Below are 21,342 nucleotides of genomic sequence, written 5' to 3'. Positions count from 1 at the left end.
ACAATGCGTATTTGACTTTTTATACTTTTCATGGTGTTCTTTTTTTTCTGGGTGCGGCCGGCAATTTCGTATTTGCCGTAAACTTGATTTCCTGTCCTACTTTGTCGGTAATTGTGATTACATAGGTTTGATTCGCTTCAAGATTTGGAGTGGTGTATTGGCAATACCTGTCGTCCTTAGGGAATTTTATAGTGCCGTTATCCTTCGGGTCGTCATCCTTTGTTTCATCAATATCGGATGTTGTATTATCAAATGATTTGTCATTTTTATCTTCGATTTTTGACGATAGGTTAACAATTGTTGTCTTACCGGCAGGCACTATTTTCTCGACAAGGATTTGATAGGGTGGAATTCCCGGTGTAAATTCGATGTCTATCTTGATGTCATTAGGGTTCTGATAGGTGAAATCATATGCCTTGTAGTTTATTTTACAGGTAATGGGCTTGTCTCGGTCTATTAGCGGAAACCTGATAGTGGTATTGTTCAGCGATAAGAGTTTTAATATCGGTACAATCCCGAATGTGAAATAATGCATGGTATCATCCGCCGCATTGTCCCAATAAATGTCATTCCAGATAATTTTATTGTTGTAAAACTGATACTTCATTTTATCTTTGGAAACCTGCCTTCCGAAATAACTGAAAAGGGTAAGGCTTTCGATTTGATCGGTAGCGCCCTTGAATTTTAAAAGCACGTACCGTTTTTTCAGATAGTCATACGGGTCATAAATTTCGTCATGCAATTTGCCCGAAACCGAAATCTTGGTTGGAAGTTTAATATTGTCCTTATTGTAAACGAGCCATTTGCGGCCGATGGCTTCCAGTCCTTTGTAATTTACCTGGTCGATTTTAGCCGGTGCTATTTCTCCGGCATTGTCGCCAATGAACAGAAAGGTATTGTCGTCTGAAGGAAGTTTGTCATTTTCGAATCCTACTGTCAAAGAGCGCTGTATAGATGTTCCGTCTTTATCGGGGACAAAATGCAATCCTGTCAAATCTCTGGCACCGTCGGCATCATTGTGGTAAGCGCTGTATTCATTTTCCTCATATTTTTTGTCGTACTCTTCATAAGTCGTGGTTGATTTTGGCTGTTTCAAACCAGACTGGTCGTCTCTTCCGATTGCGATTAACCTGTTGTTGAAATTTTTGAAAACCGGCAAATCAGGATTCCAAAGTATTTTTATTTCGTTGTATTTTTTGCCGTAGCTGCTTATGATAATGGTATCTGGAGTAAGCGCATATTTGATGTCGAAATAGCTTTTCACTTTCCAGGCTTCCAAGCGCGTCAGCTTTCTTTTATAGATTGCCAGTTCGGGGATGTAGCCCTGAAAGTTCACTTTTAATTCGGGGTCGCTGGTACTGCCCCAAACAGAATAGTTGTCAAGCGGCGCAGCATTGATGTAGTGCCAGGAATGTATCATTTTATTCGCCGGATTTTGCAAGCCCACAGTAATCCTGTTTTGGGTTATTGCAAAAGAATTTTTCACGGTATTGATATTTGGGTAAAATACTCCAAAGACTGTTGCTTCGGAAAGATTGATGTTGCTGAGATTGAATTCCTCGTTAGTTTCGAATAACGCCGCATCGTTGAAATTGATATTCCTGCCGTTGGTTTGCCATGTATTTTTTATTGCTTCGGCGTCACATCTTTCAATCCATTGGTAGGTGTTTTCCGAAATTTTCCGACTAGTATACCATGCTATTGGGCCGTTAACGCCACCGGGCTGCGATATTGCCGAAAATTGAAATGCGCATAGTAATGTGAAAATGTATATCTCTTTTGCTTTCATACAATAATAGAAAGTTGATAAGAATGATTCGAGTTTTTTCTAAGAGGCTTATTACCAACATCAAGTACGAAATATTTCGACAAACAATATAATTTTACCGACTAAATGCGTTAAAATCTGTTAAAACACTTGACAAACTAAAATTTGCTTTATAAATCTCAAAAATTAACATACGGATACCCTCGAAGCCAACGAAGTTTTTACTGCGTTGATTGCCCATGGGATGTAATTTGGAAAATAGTAAGCTTTAAGATAATAACTACCGTACAATGACTGCACAATTCCCAAACAAAAAAACCGCCATCCCTTACCAATAAAGAGATGGCGGTTTTTGTTGGTGGAGTCGGGGAGCGTTGCTTCGCACATCTCCTGCAAATGCAAATCCGTATAATAAAGCGGGAGAGTTGCTTCGCACATCTCCACCGGTTCCGCTCCTGCAAATGCAAATCCGCTGTCTTCTGGCGAAGACAGGCGTCTTTAAACAGAAAAAAAACCGCTCAAGTAAAACTTGGCGGTTTTTTTTCTGTTTAAATCCGCTTGCCGGATTTGCGCTTGATGTGGAGTCGGGGAGTATTGATTCTTTTATTTCTTAATATAATGTTGAAAACGTTTTTGATATGTAATTAGTTGATAATAAAGGAAGTTTTATATTTGTTATAGTTTCACGATTGTACTTAAATATAAACTTTCTGTCAACTAAACTGTCAACTGAATGAAATATACATTCTATTTAAAAGAACCAAACGCCGTTTCGGAAACGCTTATAATGTTTTCATGTTTTTTTAAAAATGAAAACCGGAAGTTTGTTTATTCAACAGGCGAAAAAATTCAGCCTTTACATTGGGATAAACAAGCCCGTCAGCCCAAAACAAACGGAAAGCATAAATCTAAGTTTGCAGATGCCATTAAAATGCAACTCAACAGATATTCTGATTTGTTACTTCAAACAGAAAGTCTGTACAAAAGAATCAATGAAGAATTAACGAGCAATATTCTCAAAAAAGTTTTCGACGAGGAGTTTAAGAAATTAGCCGTCGGGAGAAATGTATTTTTTGATGCATTTGACGAATTTGTATTGGAAAAGGTAAAAAGCAAAGATTGGTCGGCTGCGACGGAAAAGCGATATATCAACATTCGGAATATCTTAATGGCTTTTCAAGACTCAAAGAATTATCCGCTTACATTCAATTCCATAAATAAAAAATTCCATACTGATTTTACTTCTTATTGTATGGACGATTTAAAGCATATCAATAATACTTATGCGCGAAACTTAGGATTGTTTAAATCGTTTCTTTATTGGAGTTTGGATAAAAAATACACTTTCAATACCGAATTTATGAAATTCAAAAAAGTTGAAAGAGTTGTGACGAATCAAATCGCCCTGACGATTGACGACCTCAACAAGATTTTGACGCACAATTTTGAAAGCAAAAGATTAGAAAAGGTAAGGGACGTTTTTGTTTTCGCTTGTGTAACCGGGATGAGGTTTGGCGAACTTGCGACAATCAAAAAAAGTAATGTAACGACGACTGACATAATTCTAAAAGAAGAAAAAGAGAAAGGAAAGGAAGCCCGAAAAATTCCACTAACCACGATCTCAAAATTTTTGTTGGCTAAATACAATTATGAATTGCCATTAATTGCCAATCAAAAGCAAAATAAATATCTCAAAGAAGTATTTAGGGAACTCAACTATTCGCAATTAGTTCAAAAGGTCACCACTCGCGGAAAGGAAAATATCAAAGAGGAAATGTTTTTTTATGACCGGATAAGTACCCATACGGCAAGAAGAACTTTTATCACTATGATGAAAAGGCAAGGAAAAAGTGATAAACTGATTGCGTCAATTACAGGGCATTCCGATATGAAAACCCTAAACCAATATTACCAAGTCGATAACGATGAGAAAAAAGAAGCAATGGATGAGGTTTTTGCCTTAGAATTGCCAATGAGGACAGCATAAAATAAGATAAATGAAAAAGCCGATAGGATTTGAAATTAAGTTAGAGCCGGGAAGTAAAATTGTTACGATACCGATTGCAGATGATTTAAAGGAATATTTGCAAAGCCTTAGTAGAGGAAAGTCGCATATTGATTATCTCAAAGAGTTTTTAGGTAGTGAACACAATTACAACGTTGCTGAAAAAGCAGTAACTGAAGCAATGCATAAATCTTTGCCTGAAGATGCGGTTGCTAATTGTCAGTTCTGTAACGGAGATAGTAAGGATGAAAGTGATAAAGCCTGTACGGTATATAAAATGCAAATGGAATTTACATTTATGATTGCCGCGCAAGAATTTATCCGAATAGTTCTTTCAAACAAACTCATTTACGATCATAAAGCTGCGTTGCAAAACTTAACTATAAATTTTTACGATTCTTTGGAATTTATTGCCGGAAAAGGGCTGATGTTCTTAAACTTAGAAAAGCTGTGTCGATTTGCATTAAGCGCGAATTTTCAGGCTATAAGTAAGAATTTTGCGGAGTCGGAAATTTTACAAAATCTACAGATCATCAACGAGACATTAAATGTTTTGGACGACGAGGATATTCAAAACCAAGTTTTGCAACAAGAGGACGAAAACTATTTGGATTTGCAAAAGCGTTTCTTTGAAAACAAACAACGTTATTATAAAGAAAAACTTTCACAACAGGAAGCAACAAAAGGGAAACATAAGAGCCGGCAACGTAATGCTATGTCTATTCCGCAACATGCACTATACTACTACTATTTGCAGGCAGCGGGAGAATTTCCATACTTTGAAAACCATCCTGACGGGAAATTAAAAGCGATTGAAGAACTTGTAGAAATCGAACAGATTCCGACAACGCCAAAACATTTTCAAATGAAATATAATTTCATTAATAACCATCAATCGAACAGGATAGCTAAGAATCAAGTTGCTAATATTTCCTATGTAATTGATAAACTTTCCAATAATCTGAAAGCCAAAGAAATTGCGGTTTCAGAATTAAAACAGGCTCAAACTAAAACGAAGTAACTATAATATGTAACGGTTACAAAAGGGTTACCTCAAAATACTGCTATTAGGTTTGCTCAAACTTTAAAGCAAGTATTATGAATAATCCATTTGAGACAATCAACCAAAGATTGTCGAATATCGAAAATATCCTATTAGGGATAAAGCAGACGCCAGTCGAAGAACCAAAATCCGAAAACCTAACGGTAAAAGAAACCTCAGCACTTCTAAAGGTTTCAGAACAATCGGTTCACAACTACATCAAAAAAGGATTTTTGCCAGCGTTGAAAGTCGGCAGGATTCTACTAATTAAGCGATCTGACATAGAAAACTCATTGAGGGAAGTCAAATCTTTGAAGTACAAAAGAAATTAACTCAAACATAGTTTCTTATGGAATTTCAAAATAGGGTTGTTGATACATTAGTGGAAAGCAGGACAAATAAAACGGGACAACATTCGGTAATTGTTAACGGTGAAGGCTCAGACCTCAACAAATGCGATGCTTTAAAAGGTAGAGCGAAACGCAAAACAATTACTCAAATGATGATGCTAAAACTCATTGAAATAGCGCAGCAAGACGAGGAGCGCGAACTGGAAAAATCTTATTGGAACACATATTATTGCCAACAAAATCTATTATCTGCCGATGGGAAATTATACGGCAAGTATTGCAAAAACAGATTTTGTACATTGTGTTGCAGCATACGTAAAGCGGAAATGATTAACAAATACTATCCGGTACTGAAACAATGGAAAGAGCCATATTTTTTAACGCTAACGGTTAAGTCATGCAACGCGAAAAATTTGCCACTCTATATTTCAAAATTTATAGAGGGCTTTCAAATAATTACTGAACGTCATAGGAAACGATACCAACGAGGCAAAGGCAAAAAACTAACTGGAGTGCGTTCTTTGGAGTGTAATTTCAATCCAATAAGAAAAACATACAATCCGCATTTTCACATAATTACAAAGGACAAAGCAACGGCGGAAATACTGCTTTCTGAATGGCTAAAATTATGGACTCCCAAATTTGCGAAAAGACCAGCTCAAAATATTAAGATGGTTAGCAATTTAGAAACCGGATTAATCGAAATAATCAAATACGGAAGTAAGATTTTTACAGAACCTGACCTAAAGAAAAGGAACAAAGAAACCGATACCGTTCAGATTTATGCTAAAGCCTTAAACACTATCCTGATCGCAATGAAAGATAAAAGGATTTTTGACAGATTTGGATTTAACCTACCACAGCAAACAGCCAATAAGCGAACACCCGCAAAACTACTGTCTAACTTCAACGAATGGGAATACAATTTAAAAATCGGGGATTGGGAAAATGTGTTAACAGGCGAAAAATTAAGTCACTATGAAATTCCCTCATATTTGCACGCAATTCTAACTAATAACATTAATTCGGAGATTTGTTGATACTCAAACCCGTAACGTTACAAATTTTTATCCTAAGTTCTTAACATAGCATTTTAAAACTCATACGGGAATTTTAACTAATTTTGAAATTCCAATGAAGAAATGGCATTTCATATTACTTTTGGTCGCAGTCTTTGCATTTGCTCCGAGCGAAGCATTGGCGTGCGGCAAATCGTGCAAGAAAGAAACGTCAGCCCCTAAAAAGGAAAAAAGCTGTTGCGGTTCGGGCGACCATTCAAAACGCGACCACAGCGGCTGTAATGGCAAATGCGGAAATTCTTCGTGCGTCAATCCTGTCGCTCCGTCATTTGCAAATATTACCTCAGCCATAGAATTTGACGTTAATCGATTTGAAACTACAATCGAAAAGCCGCAGTTTTCATACATCCAACCCCGACTTTCTTCGGGTTATTATACAATTTGGCTCATCCCTAAGATAAGCATGGCTTAAACTGCCGATAGCCATAGGTGCGCCTTTTTCGGAAACGACTGCTTCCGATTTTGTATAATTTTAAAAAATAATCATGAAATCACTTTTAAACATAGTGGCTGCAATCATCGCATTGCTGTCAATCAATCTTTGCGGTGCTGCCACACAAAACACTCAGGGACACGACGAACTCGCTCCCGTATTTGCAAAATATTTTGAGGTCAAAGATGCTTTGGTACAGACCGACGGGAAATCAGCCGCCGCAAAATCAAAGGAACTTACAGCTGCAATTAACAATGTCAGTATGGATAAATTGACGGCAGAGCAACACGCAGTTTGGATGAGCGTAAAAGCCGACCTTGCCGAAGATGCGGAACATATTTCAGACACCGGAGACACAAAGCACCAACGCGATCATTTCGTTACGCTTTCGTCAGCCATTTATAAACTGCAAAAAGTTTCTAAAACCACCACGCCAGTCTATTACCAATTTTGCCCTATGGCAAACGGCGGAAAAGGTGCGAACTGGCTGAGCAAAGAAAAAGCGGTTAAAAATCCGTATTACGGTTCGCAGATGCTTAGTTGCGGCAAAACAGTCGAAACAATCAATTGATGACGCTGTATATTAAAAATATGGTTTGCCGACGCTGCAAAATGGTCGTCGCTGCCGAACTCGAAAAGTTGGGTATAAAAACCCTGTCTGTCGAATTGGGCGAAGTCGAGTTATTACATCCGATTGATGCACCTGAAAAAGCAGCGTTGGCAGCCAATTTATATGCGTTGGGTTTTGAACTCATCGATGACAGAAAAAGCAAAACCATCGAACGCGTTAAAAACCTCATCATCGATTTGGTTCACTCCCGAAACAACGATTTGAAAACAAACCTGTCGCAATATCTTTCGTCCGAAGTCGGTCAAGAATACAGCGCACTAAGCAATTTGTTTTCAGAAGTCGAGGGAACGACCATCGAGCAGTATTTCATCGCTCAGAAAATCGAAAAGGTCAAAGAACTGCTTACTTACGATGAATTGTCGCTGAGCGAAATCGCATATCAGTTGAATTACAGCAGCGTCGCTTACCTCAGCAATCAGTTTAAGAAAGTTACGGGATTAAGCCCGTCGCATTTCAAAAACCTGAAAAGCAGAAAACGGAAGCAAATAGAGGATTTATAAAACCTTACAAATCACATCCATAATTGTACAACACTTCGGTTGCAGCAATTCGGAACTTTGTCTTATAAATCCAAAAAAACAATTATCATGACACATACGTATCAAGTTATAGGAATGACATGCGGAAACTGCGAAGCAAAAGTAAAATCCGCTTTGATGACGGTCGAAAACGTCACGTCGGTCGATGTTTCCAAAGACGCCAATACCGCAACGATTACGATGGATAAGCACGTTGCGCTTTCAGACTTTCAAAAGGCATTGGGCGGCGACGAAAGCCGTTATCATATTTCAGCTATTGAACATAACGAAACGGCAGAACAGGCGAAAAGTTGGTTTGTGACTTACAAACCCATCCTGACGATTTTCATGTACATTTTAGCTGTAACTTTATTAGTTCAGACTAAGAATAATGTATTTGACTGGATGGAATGGATGCGCCACTTTATGGCGGGTTTCTTTTTGACTTTTTCGTTTTTTAAAATGCTGAATCTGCAAGGCTTTGCCGAAAGCTATGTGATGTACGATGTAGTTGCCAGGAAAATACCTGCTTGGGCGTATCTGTATGCGTTTATCGAATTGGGCTTGGGTTTGGCAAACCTCATCGACTTCAATCCGCTTGTCACTAATTCCGTGACATTGGTTGTAATGTCTATTAGCATTGTCGGTGTGCTGCAATCCGTGTTGAATAAAAAACGGATTCAATGCGCTTGTCTCGGAGCGGTGTTTAACCTGCCGATGAGTACAGTCACCATAATCGAAGATGCTTTGATGATTGCCATGAGTGGCGCGATGCTCGTTGCCATGTTATAAATAAAAAATCATATAATTTAAAAACACTATTATGAAAAATTTCATTTTTTTAATGCTTACCGTGCTTTCATTGACTGCCTGCAATTCAAAAGGCAGCAAAACCGAAAGCACCGATCAAACTGAAACTACTACGGAAACTTCGACAAACGCTGTCGATACTACTGCCGTTAAAGAGCCAGTTGCAGAACTTTATTCATGTCCGATGCATCCCGAAGTTAAAGGGGAAAAAGATTCTGAATGTCCGAAATGTGGAATGAAATTGACAGAACCCGTAAAATAATCTGATTATGGAAAATCACATGAAACACGGACACGAAGAAATGCACCATTACAGGAAATTGCTGATTATGACCGTTCTTTCGTTTATTGCCATGTATATACTGATGTATTCGATGGTTGACCGATTGGAAAACGTCATTCCGAACATCAACCAAATTTATATGGCGGGTTTGATGACGATGCCAATGGTTATCATTGAACTTTCGATAATGGGTGCAATGTATAAAAACAAAAAAGCCAATCTTGCAATAATGGCAGTCAGCGCAATAGCGTTGATTGCTTTCTTTTTTGCAATTCGCGTGCAAACTGCGGTCGGTGACAAAGAGTTTCTTAAATCGATGATTCCTCACCATGCGGCGGCTATATTGATGGTTAAAGAAGCTGAATTGTCCGATCCCGAAATTCAACAACTCGCTAAAAATATCATATCCAGTCAACAAGCCGAAATTGAACAGATGAAAGCGAAGATTGAAGAACTGGAAAACAACAAGCCATAATGAGAAAGACAATTTTTATAATTTTTCTCATTCTCCTGCCGTCTTTGTCACAGGCTCAGGCAATTAGCTATACTTGTCCGATGCATCCCGAAATTCATGCAGCTAAGCCGGGTAAATGCCCAAAGTGCGGAATGAATCTCGTCAAAGAAAAAACCAAAGTAAAAAAGAAAGTAGCCAAAACGCCTAAGCCGAAAAATGACACCGTTACGGCTGTAAAAGCAGAGCAAAAAACTGCTGAGGTTTACACATGCCCGATGCATCCCGAAGTTATTTCAGATAAGCCGGGCAAATGTCCGAAATGCGGAATGAACCTCGTAAAAAAGGCAAATGAGGTTGAAGCGATTGAAGAAAATAAAGCAGATTCTGAAAATCATGAAAACCATGACGTGCAAGTGATGAACATGGAAACGGACGACCTCAGCGCAAACATTACCACCGCGAAAAAGAATTTGGGTAAAATTAAGACTGTTGCTGCTTCACAGCCGCCGCGTACCGTTCGCTACGATTTGCATATCCGTGATACGGTCGTGCTATTTGGTAAAAGGAAAAAGCGAGCCATTGCGGTTAATGGGCAAATTCCAATGCCTACGTTGACATTTACTGAGGGCGACATTGCGGAAATCCACGTTTACAATCATCTAAAAGAGGAATCCTCGTTGCATTGGCACGGACTTTTTCTGCCTAACCAAATGGACGGCGTGCCATTCCTGACGCAAATGCCGATTAAACCCGGCGCAGAATACGTTTACAGGTTTCCCATAGTACAGCATGGTACACATTGGTATCACAGCCATAGCGGATTGCAGGAACAAATCGGGATGTATGGTATGTTTATCATGAATAAGCGGGAAGAATGGGACATTCCGACCGTTCCTGTATTGCTCAGCGAATGGACGGATATGAAACCCGAAGAAGTACACCGCAGGCTCAAAAACGCCAACGATTGGTTTGCCATCAAAAAAGGTACGACGCAAAGCTACACCGAAGCGATAGCTTCCGGTCATTTGGGAACGAAAGTAACCAACGAATGGAAGCGCATGACCGCGATGGATGTCAGCGATGTTTACTATGAAAAATTCCTCGTCAACGGGCAAAACCAAGACGAACACCCGCAATTTAAGGCTGGCGGCAAAGTACGACTGCGAATAGCCAATGGCGGCGCATCAACTAATTTTTGGTTAAACTATGCAGGCGGGAAAATTACAGTCGTCGCAAGCGACGGGAACGATGTCGAACCTGTTGAGGTTGATCGTTTGCTGATTGCCGTTTCAGAAACTTACGATGTGGTTGTTACCGTGCCTGACAATAAAAGTTATGAGTTTTTGGTTACGCCCGAAGATCGGACGAAATCAGCGTCGTTATGGCTTGGAAGCGGTGAAAAGGTTTCAGCGACCAAATTACCGCGACTGAAATATTTCGAGGGAATGAAGATGATGAACAACATGATGGACATGAACGGCAACATGGTCGAAATGGACGGCATGAAAATGCAGAACCAAATCATGGACATGAATACCGTTATGTATCCTGAAATAACAGGCGCGGAAAAATCGACGCAAAAAAACAAAGAGCAGACAGGCGACCACTCAGGGCATGATATGTCAAAAATGAATACAACAAGTCAAAACATAGTAACGCTCAATTACGAAATGTTGCGTGCGCCCAAAAAAACGACTTTGCCCGATGGAAACTGGCGCGAGTTGAAATTTGAGTTGACAGGAAACATGAATCGGTATGTTTGGAGTTTGGATAACAAGGTCGTTTCGGAAACGGATAACATCCTAATCAAAAAAGGAGAAAACCTAAGAATCATCCTGTACAATAACAGCATGATGCGTCACCCGATGCACTTGCACGGTCATGATTTTCGTGTTGTTAATTCTCAGGGAGAATATTCACCGATGAAAAACATCATCGATATTATGCCGATGGAACTCGACACGATAGAATTTGCAGCGACAGAACCGGGCGGCGATTGGTTTTTCCATTGCCATATCCTGTATCACATGATGAGCGGAATGGGACGCGTTTTCAGCTACGAAAATCCTTCAGTCAATCCCGAAATTCCCAACGCAAAACTGGCAAGGCGCAAACTTAATTCAGATGATCGCGAATTTCACATTATGGCTGAAAACGACTTTGCTACCAATGGGAACGATGGTATGGCGATGCTCGCAAACACGCGTTGGAGTGTTGTTTCCGAATGGCGTTTGGGCTACAACGACATGCACGGTTATGAATCCGAAACGCATATCGGGCGATATGTTGGACGAAATCAATGGTTTATGCCTTTTGTCGGATTTGACTTTCGTTATCGGAAAATGGAGCATGGAGAAGCCGAAGAAAATCTGTTAGGTCAGGTGAACACCAAAGACAAACGGGCGCAAGTAAGCATTGGTGCTGCTTATACGCTGCCGATGCTCGTCATTTTGCAGGGTGAAGTTTATCATGATGGAAACGTTCGGTTTCAACTAATGCGCGAAGATATTCCCATATCACCGCGAATACGCGCAGGCTTTATGGTAAACACCGATAAAGAATATATGGCAGACTTACGATATATTTTAGACAAGAATTTCAGCGCGAGGATTCATTACGATAGCGATATGGATTTTGGGGTTGGTTTGACAATTAATTATTAGGCTAAAAATAGTTATGAACAGTTGAAAAAAATCTAAAATGTCAACTAAACTGTCAACTAAAAAACAAAAACCCTGTAATTCAAATAGTTACAGGGTTTTTTGTGGAGTCGGGGAGAGTCGAACTCCCGTCCAAACAGGGAACCAAAAGGCTTTCTACACGCTTATCTGCAGATTGGGTTTTCGACGACGTGCTTGGCCTACAGCCGCCACACGGCGCTTAGCTTCTTAGGTTTTCGTCCCGGGCGCGAAGCCTTACCGGGCTTAGTCCTGTTTTACGGTTCCCCAAGACCGGACGCCACAAGACGAGGGCTTCCGAGGAGAATCCTGCTTTCCTACCTTGTAGGAGCGAGGCTCATCTTACTATGATTCAGATTAAGCAGCAAGAGCGTAGTTATTTTCGCCGTTTAAAGTGTTGTCGCATTTGATGACGGGATTTGCGACCGTTCCCGGCGTGCTTACATTTCAATCCGGCCTGCTGTCAAAACCAGTCGACCCCGGACTCAATTGACAATTGATAATGGACAATTGACAACTGAGCTGCAAATATAACCTAAAAGTAAACTTGGAAGTAATAAAGAAATTTTAATTTTTTGGGCGTTGCCTTCGGCCGGGCTTTCCGTTGCAAGTCCTCGCTCGTGCCTCGCTGTGGGCTTTCCACTGCAATCCCTAACGCAATCGTTTATGTGCGCTGCACGGAACCAGCGGCCAATCAATCACCAGCCACCAATTACTCCAACATCTCATCCGCCTTGTCCTTCTTAAACGGATAATCCCCAAAACTCGGCGCCAGTTTCCTGACCATATACGTCTTTTTCGTGTATTTGTTCGAAAGCGCGATGATCGTCACCTTTTCCTTCCGCAAGGTTACATAACTCGACGTGTTCCCGTGCCACCAGCCGTTGTGGAAATAGAATTTCTGCCCGGTTTTCCATTCAATCATCCGCAGCCCAAGCCCGTAATTCTTTTCGCCCTTACTTTCGTAACTGTAACCTTTGAACACTTGGTCAAACAATGCTTTGTCCAGGAAATCCGGGTCGTAGGTCGCCAGGTCAAATTTCATCAAATCGCGCGGCGTCGAATAAATGTTCTTGTCGCCGTACACCGCGTCCAGATGGTCAAACGCCAATGGCATGTTGCCTTTGTAAGTCAAAGACACGCGCGCTTTGTCTTTGTGGATGTCGAACACGAACGTATTTTTCATACCCAGCGGCTTGAAGATCATCCGGTCCATCGCTTCGCCATATTTTACGCCGGTCACTTTCTCGATGATGAGTGCGAGCATCGCATAATTCGTGTTGCAATACGCAAATCGTGTATCGGCCCTTGATTCCCGCGGGATATTCTTCTCACCGAACAACCGCAGGATATCTGCATTGGTCACCGTGTCTTTCCGGTTCCAGATTTCAGGGCGGTCGCAGAAATAAGCGTAATTTTTCAGTCCGCTGCGGTGGTTCAGCAACATCCTGATGGTAATGTCATCGTAGGGGAAAGTCTTCAGAAGTGTATTGACTTTCTGGTCCAGCGTGATTTCGCCGCGGTTCACCAGCTGTAAAATGGCCGCCGCCGTCAATGATTTGGACACCGATGCAATGTGGATCGGCGTTTCGGCACCAATCTTTTCATCCTTGTATTTATTTGCAAAGCCGTTGTAATCTTCGTAAATGATCTGGCCGTTCTGCGCCACCAGAAACGCATAATTGTCATAATCGCGCCAGAGCTTCTTTGCAAAATGTTCCACTTTGTTGCGTTTGCGTTGCAGCTCTGCTTTAGATAATTTGGGCAGGTTGGCTTCGCAAGGGAAAATGCAGGCCAGCGGGTCGTCGCTGTGGTGTTTTTCGGCTTTGGTGGCTTTTTCCTTTCCGCAGGACGCAGCGAAAATGGCGGCAAAAAGGATGAGACAGGTCTTTTTAATCCGGAGCATGAGGTTCTAATTTGGGCGAAAATGCCGTCGGGTTTGCGTTGATTCAAAGATTCCAAAGATAGCCAACCACGCCAAGAATTCCGCCCAGAACTTATCAACGGTTGTTCAAAAGTCAAAAGAAGAAAGAGGAAAGANGAAAGAAGAAAGNGNAAAACTTATATTGTCTATCACAAATTATCAAATGTCAATTACCAATTGTCAATTTTACACTACTTTTGGCACGCTAAAAATTCCCCGAATGAAATTCGCCATCATCAAAGAGAGAAAAAATCCGCCAGACCGCCGCGTTGTTTTTACACCAGAAGAACTCGTCAGGCTCAAAACGGAACATCCCGAAGCCGAAATCAAGGTAGAAAGTTCGGACATCCGCGTGTTCTCAGACCAGCAATACCGCGACGCCGGCATCGAAGTATCGGGCGACGTTTCAGACTGCGACGTGTTCTTCGGGGTAAAAGAAGTGCCGGTTGACGCGCTCATTCCCAACAAGAAGTATTTTTTCTTTTCGCATACCATCAAGAAGCAGCCGCACAACCAGAAATTGTTGCGTGCCATCCTCGACAAGAATATCGATTTGTACGACCACGAAACCATCGTGGACAAGAACTTCAAACGCTTGATCGGGTTTGGCCGTTACGCCGGAATCGTGGGTGCGTACAATGGCATGCGGGCGTTCGGGCTTAAATACGAATTGTTCAACTTGCCCAAGGCAGAAACGCTCAGCGGCAAGGACGAGCTCATCCAGAGACTGCGCCGCCACACGTTACCGCCTATCAAAATCGTCTTGACCGGACACGGGAAAGTGGCCAACGGCGCCATGGAAATCCTCGACGGGATGAAAATCAAGAAGGTGTCCATCGACGACTATTTAAACAAGAAGTTTTCGGGCCCGGTATATACGCAAATCGACGTGCTCGACTACAACAAACGCACTGATGGCCAAAAACTTGACAAATACGATTTCTACAAGCACCCCACAGAATACGTTTCAGACTTTGCGCGTTTCACCAAAGTGTCAGACATTTTTATGGCCGGGCATTTTTATGGCAACGATGCGCCCGTAATCCTGACCCGCGAAATGCTGATGGCACCAGACAACAACATCCGTGTGGTTGCCGACATTTCCTGCGACGTCGAAGGCCCGATTGCGTGTACGATCCGCTCCTCGACGATTGCGGAGCCCATCTATGGTTACCTGCCGTCCGAAGACAAGGAAGTTGAGGTGTTCCATCCGGGTGCTATCGTCGTAATGGCCGTAGATAATTTGCCGTGCGAATTGCCCAAAGATGCCAGCGAAGGCTTTGGGGAAATGTTCATGGAAAATGTAATTCCGGCTTTTTTCAACGGCGACAGGGACGGCATCCTTGAACGCGCCAAAGTCACCGAGAATGGCCGGCTCACCGAGCGCTTCAAATACCTTCAGGATTATGCGGACGGAAACGTTCCGGCACATGCTTAGGCACGGGTAAATTCCTATATTTGGGGATAATTCCCAAACGTGAGAAAGGCTTTTGTCTTACTGCTTCTTGCTTTCCTGCCACTACGCGGCCAGGAACTTTTGCCTTTTGTCGAAAACTTCACCAAGGCCGAATACAATGGTGACAACCAGGTCTGGAATGTCGCCCAGGGCAATGACAACGCCATGTATTTTGCCAATAATCATTATTTACTGCGTTACAATGGCGTAGTTTGGGAAAAATATTCGCTGCCCAACAAAACCATCATCCGCTCCATTTTCGTGGATGGCGACCGGATCTACAGCGGTTCCTATAAGGAGTTCGGCTATTGGAAACGCATCGGTGGCCGCATGCGTTATTTTTCGATATCCGAAGGCAAGCGCTTGTTCGAAGGCGTGTCGGACAACGAGGAAATCTGGAAAGTATTCAAACACGAAGGCGAAATCTATTTCCAATCGTTTAATGAACTTTTCATCTTGGGCCGGAACGGCGTACGGAAGATGCGGCTGTCTTCCCAGATTTCATATTGTTACGTCATCGAAGGCCGGGTGTACGCGGCGTCGGTAACGCAAGGCATCTTGGTGCTACAGGGCAATCGGTTTGTTCCGGTTCCGGGCACCGACGTGGTGAAGAACAACGTCATCCACCATATTGAAAAGGCAGGAGATCAACTTTATGCCTTGACCAAGAACAATGGCATTTTCGTTCAAGATCACCGCGGTTTACAACCTTGGCGGCATCCGCTCAATGAGGTGTTGAAAAGCCAAGTCATCATTACGGGGAAGTTTATCGGTCCGGCAAAAATGGCCGTGGGTACGGCCGTCAGTGGACTGTATCTGATCGATCTGGCGAGCGGCGATTGGATTAATCTCAATCGGCAGAATGCCATCAAGAACAACGCGGTGTTGTTCATCGCGACCGACAAGGAGAACGATCTCTGGCTCGGATTGGACAATGGTATTTGCCATGTTGAAGTCAATTCGCCCGTGTCGATCCTAACCGACAATTCCGGTATGTTGGGTTCGGTGTATGCGCTGTCACCGTATCAAGGCGGGCATTTGCTCGCCACGAATCATGGGATTTTCAACAGCCAGAAAGGCAAATTACAAGTCGTTCCGGGTTCGCAAGGGCAGGTTTGGGATATTTTTTACGCCAACGGCGGTTACGTCATTGGTCACAACGACGGTACGTTCAAGTATGTTTCGGGTAACTATGCGAAGGCAAGTCCAGTAAATGGCGGCTGGCAGTTCATGAAAAGCTCGTACGACGACGTGTATTTTCAGGCGAATTACTCGGGAATAGCAGTGTATCCGGACGTGAACGACATGTCGCGTTACAAAACATTGTCCGGCATCACCAAACCCATCCGCAAGATCAGTCAGGAAAAACCGGGCGAACTTTGGGCCGCCGACAATTACCGCAGCCTCTATCGCGTGCGCTACGATCGAGATTTCAACACCACAAAGATTGAAAACGTCTCCCAAAACAGCGGTATCGTCAACGACTATGGTGTAAAGATATTCGGGTGGCGCGGCAAGACACGGTTCCTGATCAACAATGCTTGGTATCACTATGACCAGCAACAAGAGAAGCTTACGGTGGATGCTAGGTTCAATGCCGTCTTCAGCAATGTGTCCGAGATTGTTCCCGTGGACGAAGCTCATTTTATTGTAGTAAAATCGGGAATTTTATATCTCGTCAACGCGTCTCGCGGTAGCTACATCTGGCAGCTTGTTCCGGAGAAGTATTATCAAGGAAAGATTATTTTCGACAACATCAGGGCGTATGTCGATGGCAACAACCTGCTGCTCAATCTGGATGACGGCTTCTTGTCCTTCAGGCGCAATAAGGGGAAGACTTTCTTACCTAAAGTGACCATTGAGGCTTTTAGGAAGGATCAATTGACTGACAGCGATATAAAACTAAAGTACAATGAACCGATTACCATTCATGCTGTCCCCGAATATTTTGGTTTTTCTCGCCCGGATTTATTATACAAATTGGATGGCGAAGCGCGTTACACCAGATTGAAATCGGGCAGTGTCACGCTCAATAATCTTGAGAGCGGTGCGCAACGGATTGACTTTTTTTACAACGATGGCTCCCGCTTGGTCAAGATCGGGGAATACCGTTTCAGAGTTGGATTCCCATGGTATTTTTCGATTTGGATGATCCTACTTTATGTGGCTGTATTGGCGTTGATCTGGTTCATGTATTATAGATGGAATTCCTTTCGTTACCGTCAAAAACTGGCCCTGCGGGAGGAAGAGATGCGCCACCAGCAAGACATGGTTGAAATGGAAAATGAACTCCGCATCCAAGAATACGAAAAGCATATCCTCGAGCTCGAGATCCAGTCAAAGTCTACGGAAGTGGCTGGAAAGTCTTTTTCCATCGCGAAACAAGGCGAAGTCATGGACAGCATCCGAAAAATCCTCGACAACGAATCGGACCTCAATAAAATCAAGACCGACATCAAGCGCGCCATACGGACCAATACCATTGAAAAGCACGAGTGGGAAGCGTTCGAGACCAACATGAAGCAAATTCACAGTGAATTTGTATCCCGACTGCTGGCCAAGCACCCCGATCTTTCTTCCAAAGACATCCGATTGTCCATTTACCTACGCATGAATTTATCTTCAAAGGAAATTGCGCCGCTTATGAATATTTCGTTCCGAGGCGTCGAATTGCACCGTTACCGCTTGCGGCGTAAACTCGCCCTGCCGCAGGAAACAAACCTAAACAAATACATGATGGATATTTGAGTTATTGTTTGGTTAAAATCGCGGTTTTTGCACTACATCATTAATACATCATTCTGAATTTTATCTTTTGTAAATATTTGTAAATCAATTATTTAATTTACTACTACGTTTTCGCCGTTTCATCCGATGTGTTTTGTGTACTACAACGTTGTAATTTTAAAAACACAAAAGCAGCATTTTAAGCAAATCAATAAAGATGAAACAGTTTCTTTACCTTATTATTACGTTATTTTCATTTTCGTGGGCAGGATATTCACAAATCAACGGAAATATTACGGACGACAAATCGCTGCCACTGCCAGGCGCTAACGTAACGGCGGGAACTGTAACGGTTGCCGCCGATTTTGAGGGTAATTTTTCCATCGACGTGCCGCCGGGAACCATGTTGACTTTCTCGATGATTGGGTACAAAGACGTTACCGTAGCCGCCTTAGACGGCATGAAAGTCACGATGAAAGAAGACACGAGCGAACTCAATGAGGTCGTCGTTATTGGGTACGGAACCAAAAAGGCGGGGAGCATTACCGGTGCGGTTACGCAACTAAAGGCCGCCGATATCGTAAAAACCCCGTCGCAGTCCGCGATACAGGCCATTCAAGGTCGTGCCGCCGGCGTCAATATCGTGGCGAGTGATGAGCCGGGCGCGCAGCCTACCATTCGCATACGTGGCATCGGTACCATTCTGGGCGGTCGTGATCCGCTCTTTATCGTCGATGGCGTTGAAAGTGGTGCGTTGCCAAGCCCAAATGAAATCGCCACCATCGACATATTAAAGGATGCGTCTTCGCTCGCGATTTACGGCCAGAAAGGAACGAACGGTGTCGTTATCGTCACCACTAAAAAAGGTAAATCGGGAAAGCTGACCGTCAATTATGATACGTATTACGGCCAGAAATTCATACAGAACAAAGTCGAAATGGCAGATTCCTTCAGGTTTGCCTACTACAATAATTACGTTCAGGGTTCCACCACATATTTCAGTCAGGAGCAACCGTACAATACAGATTGGTTTGATGAAATTACCGGCGTCGGCGAAGTGGCAAGTCATTACCTTTCGTTGGCGGGCGGAAACGAAAACGCCACCTATTATTTCGGGGCTACCAACTACAAAGAAAAGGGTATTCTCAACGGTACCGAGTTCGAACGAACCAATCTCAACAGCCGCAACGAGTTCAAGATTTTGAACGGCCGCGTCAAGATCAACCCGAACATCAACATCGAAATCACGAAAGCGACAGACAAGCCGAACAGTGCCTTCACGACGGCTTACAAGCAATCCCCAATTGTTCCGGTGCGTTTCGCCAATGGCCGTTGGGGCGTTCCGTTGCGCAATCCTGACACGGGTTTGATCGACATCAACGGAAGCGATCGTTTCAACAACGTCGGCAACCCGGTCGCGCAATTGTATTACACAAATGACCAAAGCCGCGGCGTTCGGTTGTCCGGCTCGATGAATGCGGAGGCGAAAATATTCGACTGGCTGAAATATACTTCGAGTTTTGGTGCTTCCTATTTCGTCGGAAAGAGCTTCAGTTTTAATCCGAGTTCCGACATCTGGTTGTCGCAGAATGCCACGCAGGATCTCGAAGATTACGAAGCCACCTTTGGCAGCAATGAAGTCATCTACAATGTGCTCACGCAACGTCGGAATGATGACTATCTCTGGAACTGGGACAACTATTTCACGTTCAACAAAGTTTTCGGCAAGCATGAGGTGACCGCTACACTCGGTATGTCCCGCACCACGAAGAATAACGGCGAAGTGTTAAACGGAACGCGTCGCAACGTGCCCGATCAAACCAATTATTGGTATCTGGATTTCTCTTCCTATAACACGGTCACTGCACCGGGCGATGTCGTGAGAAATTCCCACACGACACCTATAGTTTCGATCGCGTATTTTGGCCGTGCCGAGTACGAGTATGACAACAAATACCTTTTGTCTGCGGTGTTGCGTCGCGAAGGCGTCAGCACGTTCCAGTCTGCGAAACAGTGGCAAATATTTCCAGCGGTTTCCGCCGGTTGGGTCATCAGTAATGAATCGTTCCTGAAGGAATCAAAATGGATTGATTACCTCAAATTGCGCGGCGGCTATGGCGAAGTGGGGAACGGCTATACGCGCGATGCCACCAACGGCGTTGTATTCGCTGCCGGGCTCAACTACGCGTTCGGTGCAGACCAAGCGATTTTCCCAGGCAGCGCACAACCTTACGAAGTCGATGAGAACCTCACTTGGGAAATCATGCGCGAGATAGACTTAGGTATCGATTTCAAGGCATTGAACAACAGGCTTTCCGGCACCCTTGAAGCGTACAACCGTCAATCCACCAAGCTTATTGTACCGACAGACGTAGCAGACGTGATTTCACCGGACAGGGTTGTCGTGAATGCGGGCGAGGTTGTCAACAAAGGTTTCGAGGCTTCCCTGCGCTGGGACGGCAAGATAAACGATAGATTTACGTACTGGGTTTCCGGAAACTATTCCTACAACCACAACGAATTGACCAAAGTCGAGAATTCCAATTTCGCCAATTATATCGGTGGCGGACTGGGCAACGGCGCGTTCACCAAGCAGGTTTTGGTAGGTCAGCCACTGGGTTCCTTTTATGTGTTCCAGGTCACCGGATTCGACAGCAATGGTGCATTTACGTATTCCGCGGAAAGGGTAGCCGCCGGTTCTTACCTTCCGAAATACACGTACGGCATAAGTCTGGGCTTCAACTACCGCAACTTCGACTTCTCGACAGATTTGTACGGTGTGGGCGGAAACAAAGTCTACAATGGCAAGAAGGCGCAACGTTTTGGCGGCGAAAACGTTGAATATGATTATTTGGATAGTTTCTGGACGCCGTCAACCCCAAATGCCGAGAATCCTTCGCCATATAATGGCATCCCGGTGGCCTCCACGTATTTCATCGAAGACGGTTCTTACTTGAGGGTCAACAATATTACTTTGGGTTATACGCTTCCGAAACTCCTCAAACCGATCGACAAATTAAGGATTTACGCCACGGCCATTAACCCGTTCATCTTCACGAAATACTCCGGCTATTCACCGGAAGTACTCAACGACGGCGACCCATTGGGCAGTGCCGGTATCGAACTCGACGCGTATCCAACCAACAAAACTTTCCTGCTCGGGCTGAATGTTAGCTTCTAAAAA

Annotated in this window: 16 protein-coding genes and 1 other RNA gene; 13 read left to right on the top strand and 4 right to left on the bottom strand. The window is 43.3% G+C overall.

Annotated features, from left to right (window positions below; translation table 11 throughout):
• Positions 1–28: 28 nt before the first annotated feature.
• Positions 29–1,420 (bottom strand): hypothetical protein, encoded by a 1,392-nt coding sequence (locus ACM9J1_RS10635; protein ID WP_415582021.1) that lies wholly within the window; start codon positions 1,418–1,420, stop codon positions 29–31.
• Between the two features lie 1,081 nt (positions 1,421–2,501).
• Here ACM9J1_RS10635 and ACM9J1_RS10630 point away from each other — a divergent pair.
• The 4 genes from ACM9J1_RS10630 (at position 2,502) to ACM9J1_RS10615 (ending at position 6,205) form a co-directional block, all read left to right on the top strand.
• The gene (locus tag ACM9J1_RS10630; protein WP_415582020.1) at positions 2,502–3,755 is read left to right on the top strand and encodes a tyrosine-type recombinase/integrase; all 1,254 of its coding nucleotides are present in this window, start codon (positions 2,502–2,504) and stop codon (positions 3,753–3,755) included.
• A 10-nt stretch (positions 3,756–3,765) separates the two neighbouring features.
• Positions 3,766–4,794, top strand: a complete 1,029-nt coding sequence (locus tag ACM9J1_RS10625; RefSeq protein ID WP_415582019.1) for a hypothetical protein — start codon at positions 3,766–3,768, stop codon at positions 4,792–4,794.
• A 77-nt stretch (positions 4,795–4,871) separates the two neighbouring features.
• The gene (locus ACM9J1_RS10620) at positions 4,872–5,147 is read left to right on the top strand and encodes a helix-turn-helix domain-containing protein (protein WP_415582018.1); all 276 of its coding nucleotides are present in this window, start codon (positions 4,872–4,874) and stop codon (positions 5,145–5,147) included.
• A gap of 17 nt (positions 5,148–5,164) precedes the next feature.
• A complete protein-coding gene (locus ACM9J1_RS10615; RefSeq protein WP_415582017.1) occupies positions 5,165–6,205 on the top strand; it encodes a protein rep in 1,041 nt (346 codons plus the stop codon).
• A gap of 60 nt (positions 6,206–6,265) precedes the next feature.
• On the opposite strand, the gene ACM9J1_RS10610 is transcribed toward ACM9J1_RS10615, so the two are convergent.
• A complete protein-coding gene (locus ACM9J1_RS10610) occupies positions 6,266–6,535 on the bottom strand; it encodes a hypothetical protein (RefSeq protein ID WP_415582016.1) in 270 nt (89 codons plus the stop codon).
• Positions 6,536–6,729: 194 nt separating this feature from the next.
• Between ACM9J1_RS10610 and ACM9J1_RS10605 the strand changes: the two genes are divergently transcribed.
• The 6 genes from ACM9J1_RS10605 to ACM9J1_RS10580 all read left to right on the top strand — a co-directional run bounded on the left by ACM9J1_RS10605 (position 6,730) and on the right by ACM9J1_RS10580 (position 12,036).
• A complete protein-coding gene (locus tag ACM9J1_RS10605) occupies positions 6,730–7,248 on the top strand; it encodes a DUF3347 domain-containing protein (protein ID WP_415582014.1) in 519 nt (172 codons plus the stop codon).
• Positions 7,248–7,808 (top strand): helix-turn-helix domain-containing protein, encoded by a 561-nt coding sequence (locus tag ACM9J1_RS10600; protein WP_415582013.1) that lies wholly within the window; start codon positions 7,248–7,250, stop codon positions 7,806–7,808. The genes ACM9J1_RS10605 and ACM9J1_RS10600 overlap by 1 nt, the downstream gene beginning before the upstream one ends.
• An 87-nt stretch (positions 7,809–7,895) precedes the next feature.
• Positions 7,896–8,618 carry a heavy-metal-associated domain-containing protein gene (locus ACM9J1_RS10595; RefSeq protein WP_415582012.1) on the top strand — a complete coding sequence of 241 codons (723 nt, stop codon included), beginning with the start codon at positions 7,896–7,898 and terminating at the stop codon, positions 8,616–8,618.
• Positions 8,619–8,649: 31 nt separating this feature from the next.
• Positions 8,650–8,898, top strand: coding sequence for a heavy metal-binding domain-containing protein (locus ACM9J1_RS10590; protein WP_415582011.1), 249 nt, complete (start codon positions 8,650–8,652; stop codon positions 8,896–8,898).
• 19 nt (positions 8,899–8,917) lie between these two features.
• Entirely contained in the window at positions 8,918–9,394 is a 477-nt protein-coding gene (locus ACM9J1_RS10585; protein ID WP_415582010.1) for a DUF305 domain-containing protein, read from the top strand.
• Positions 9,394–12,036 (top strand): multicopper oxidase domain-containing protein, encoded by a 2,643-nt coding sequence (locus ACM9J1_RS10580; RefSeq protein ID WP_415582009.1) that lies wholly within the window; start codon positions 9,394–9,396, stop codon positions 12,034–12,036. The genes ACM9J1_RS10585 and ACM9J1_RS10580 overlap by 1 nt, the downstream gene beginning before the upstream one ends.
• Before the next feature lie 99 nt (positions 12,037–12,135).
• Here the strand turns inward: ACM9J1_RS10580 and ssrA are convergent.
• Together ssrA and ACM9J1_RS10570 are read right to left on the bottom strand one after the other, a co-directional pair.
• Positions 12,136–12,532: a transfer-messenger RNA gene (ssrA, locus tag ACM9J1_RS10575) on the bottom strand.
• 231 nt (positions 12,533–12,763) lie between these two features.
• Positions 12,764–13,957, bottom strand: coding sequence for a serine hydrolase domain-containing protein (locus ACM9J1_RS10570; RefSeq protein ID WP_415582008.1), 1,194 nt, complete (start codon positions 13,955–13,957; stop codon positions 12,764–12,766).
• A gap of 238 nt (positions 13,958–14,195) precedes the next feature.
• Here ACM9J1_RS10570 and ACM9J1_RS10565 point away from each other — a divergent pair, with 238 nt between their 5' ends.
• From ACM9J1_RS10565 to ACM9J1_RS10555, 3 genes are all read left to right on the top strand, one after another.
• A complete protein-coding gene (locus ACM9J1_RS10565) occupies positions 14,196–15,413 on the top strand; it encodes an NAD(P)-dependent oxidoreductase (protein WP_415582007.1) in 1,218 nt (405 codons plus the stop codon).
• 39 nt (positions 15,414–15,452) lie between these two features.
• Positions 15,453–18,179 carry a histidine kinase gene (locus ACM9J1_RS10560; RefSeq protein WP_415582006.1) on the top strand — a complete coding sequence of 909 codons (2,727 nt, stop codon included), beginning with the start codon at positions 15,453–15,455 and terminating at the stop codon, positions 18,177–18,179.
• Between the two features lie 196 nt (positions 18,180–18,375).
• A complete protein-coding gene (locus tag ACM9J1_RS10555) occupies positions 18,376–21,339 on the top strand; it encodes a SusC/RagA family TonB-linked outer membrane protein (RefSeq protein WP_415582005.1) in 2,964 nt (987 codons plus the stop codon).
• Positions 21,340–21,342: the final 3 nt, after the last annotated feature.

This window comes from Flavobacterium longum (assembly GCF_965137575.1).
Taxonomy (GTDB): domain Bacteria; phylum Bacteroidota; class Bacteroidia; order Flavobacteriales; family Flavobacteriaceae; genus Flavobacterium; species Flavobacterium longum.
This window is presented reverse-complemented; position numbering and strand designations above follow the sequence as displayed.

Coding starts and splice junctions, on each gene's coding strand:
- ACM9J1_RS10635 (WP_415582021.1), bottom strand. CDS start 1,420: ATGATACATTCCTGGCACTACATCAATGCTGCGCCGCTTGACAACTAT.
- ACM9J1_RS10630 (WP_415582020.1), top strand. CDS start 2,502: ATGAAATATACATTCTATTTAAAAGAACCAAACGCCGTTTCGGAAACG.
- ACM9J1_RS10625 (WP_415582019.1), top strand. CDS start 3,766: ATGAAAAAGCCGATAGGATTTGAAATTAAGTTAGAGCCGGGAAGTAAA.
- ACM9J1_RS10620 (WP_415582018.1), top strand. CDS start 4,872: ATGAATAATCCATTTGAGACAATCAACCAAAGATTGTCGAATATCGAA.
- ACM9J1_RS10615 (WP_415582017.1), top strand. CDS start 5,165: ATGGAATTTCAAAATAGGGTTGTTGATACATTAGTGGAAAGCAGGACA.
- ACM9J1_RS10610 (WP_415582016.1), bottom strand. CDS start 6,535: ATGGCTGAGGTAATATTTGCAAATGACGGAGCGACAGGATTGACGCAC.
- ACM9J1_RS10605 (WP_415582014.1), top strand. CDS start 6,730: ATGAAATCACTTTTAAACATAGTGGCTGCAATCATCGCATTGCTGTCA.
- ACM9J1_RS10600 (WP_415582013.1), top strand. CDS start 7,248: ATGACGCTGTATATTAAAAATATGGTTTGCCGACGCTGCAAAATGGTC.
- ACM9J1_RS10595 (WP_415582012.1), top strand. CDS start 7,896: ATGACACATACGTATCAAGTTATAGGAATGACATGCGGAAACTGCGAA.
- ACM9J1_RS10590 (WP_415582011.1), top strand. CDS start 8,650: ATGAAAAATTTCATTTTTTTAATGCTTACCGTGCTTTCATTGACTGCC.
- ACM9J1_RS10585 (WP_415582010.1), top strand. CDS start 8,918: ATGAAACACGGACACGAAGAAATGCACCATTACAGGAAATTGCTGATT.
- ACM9J1_RS10580 (WP_415582009.1), top strand. CDS start 9,394: ATGAGAAAGACAATTTTTATAATTTTTCTCATTCTCCTGCCGTCTTTG.
- ACM9J1_RS10570 (WP_415582008.1), bottom strand. CDS start 13,957: ATGCTCCGGATTAAAAAGACCTGTCTCATCCTTTTTGCCGCCATTTTC.
- ACM9J1_RS10565 (WP_415582007.1), top strand. CDS start 14,196: ATGAAATTCGCCATCATCAAAGAGAGAAAAAATCCGCCAGACCGCCGC.
- ACM9J1_RS10555 (WP_415582005.1), top strand. CDS start 18,376: ATGAAACAGTTTCTTTACCTTATTATTACGTTATTTTCATTTTCGTGG.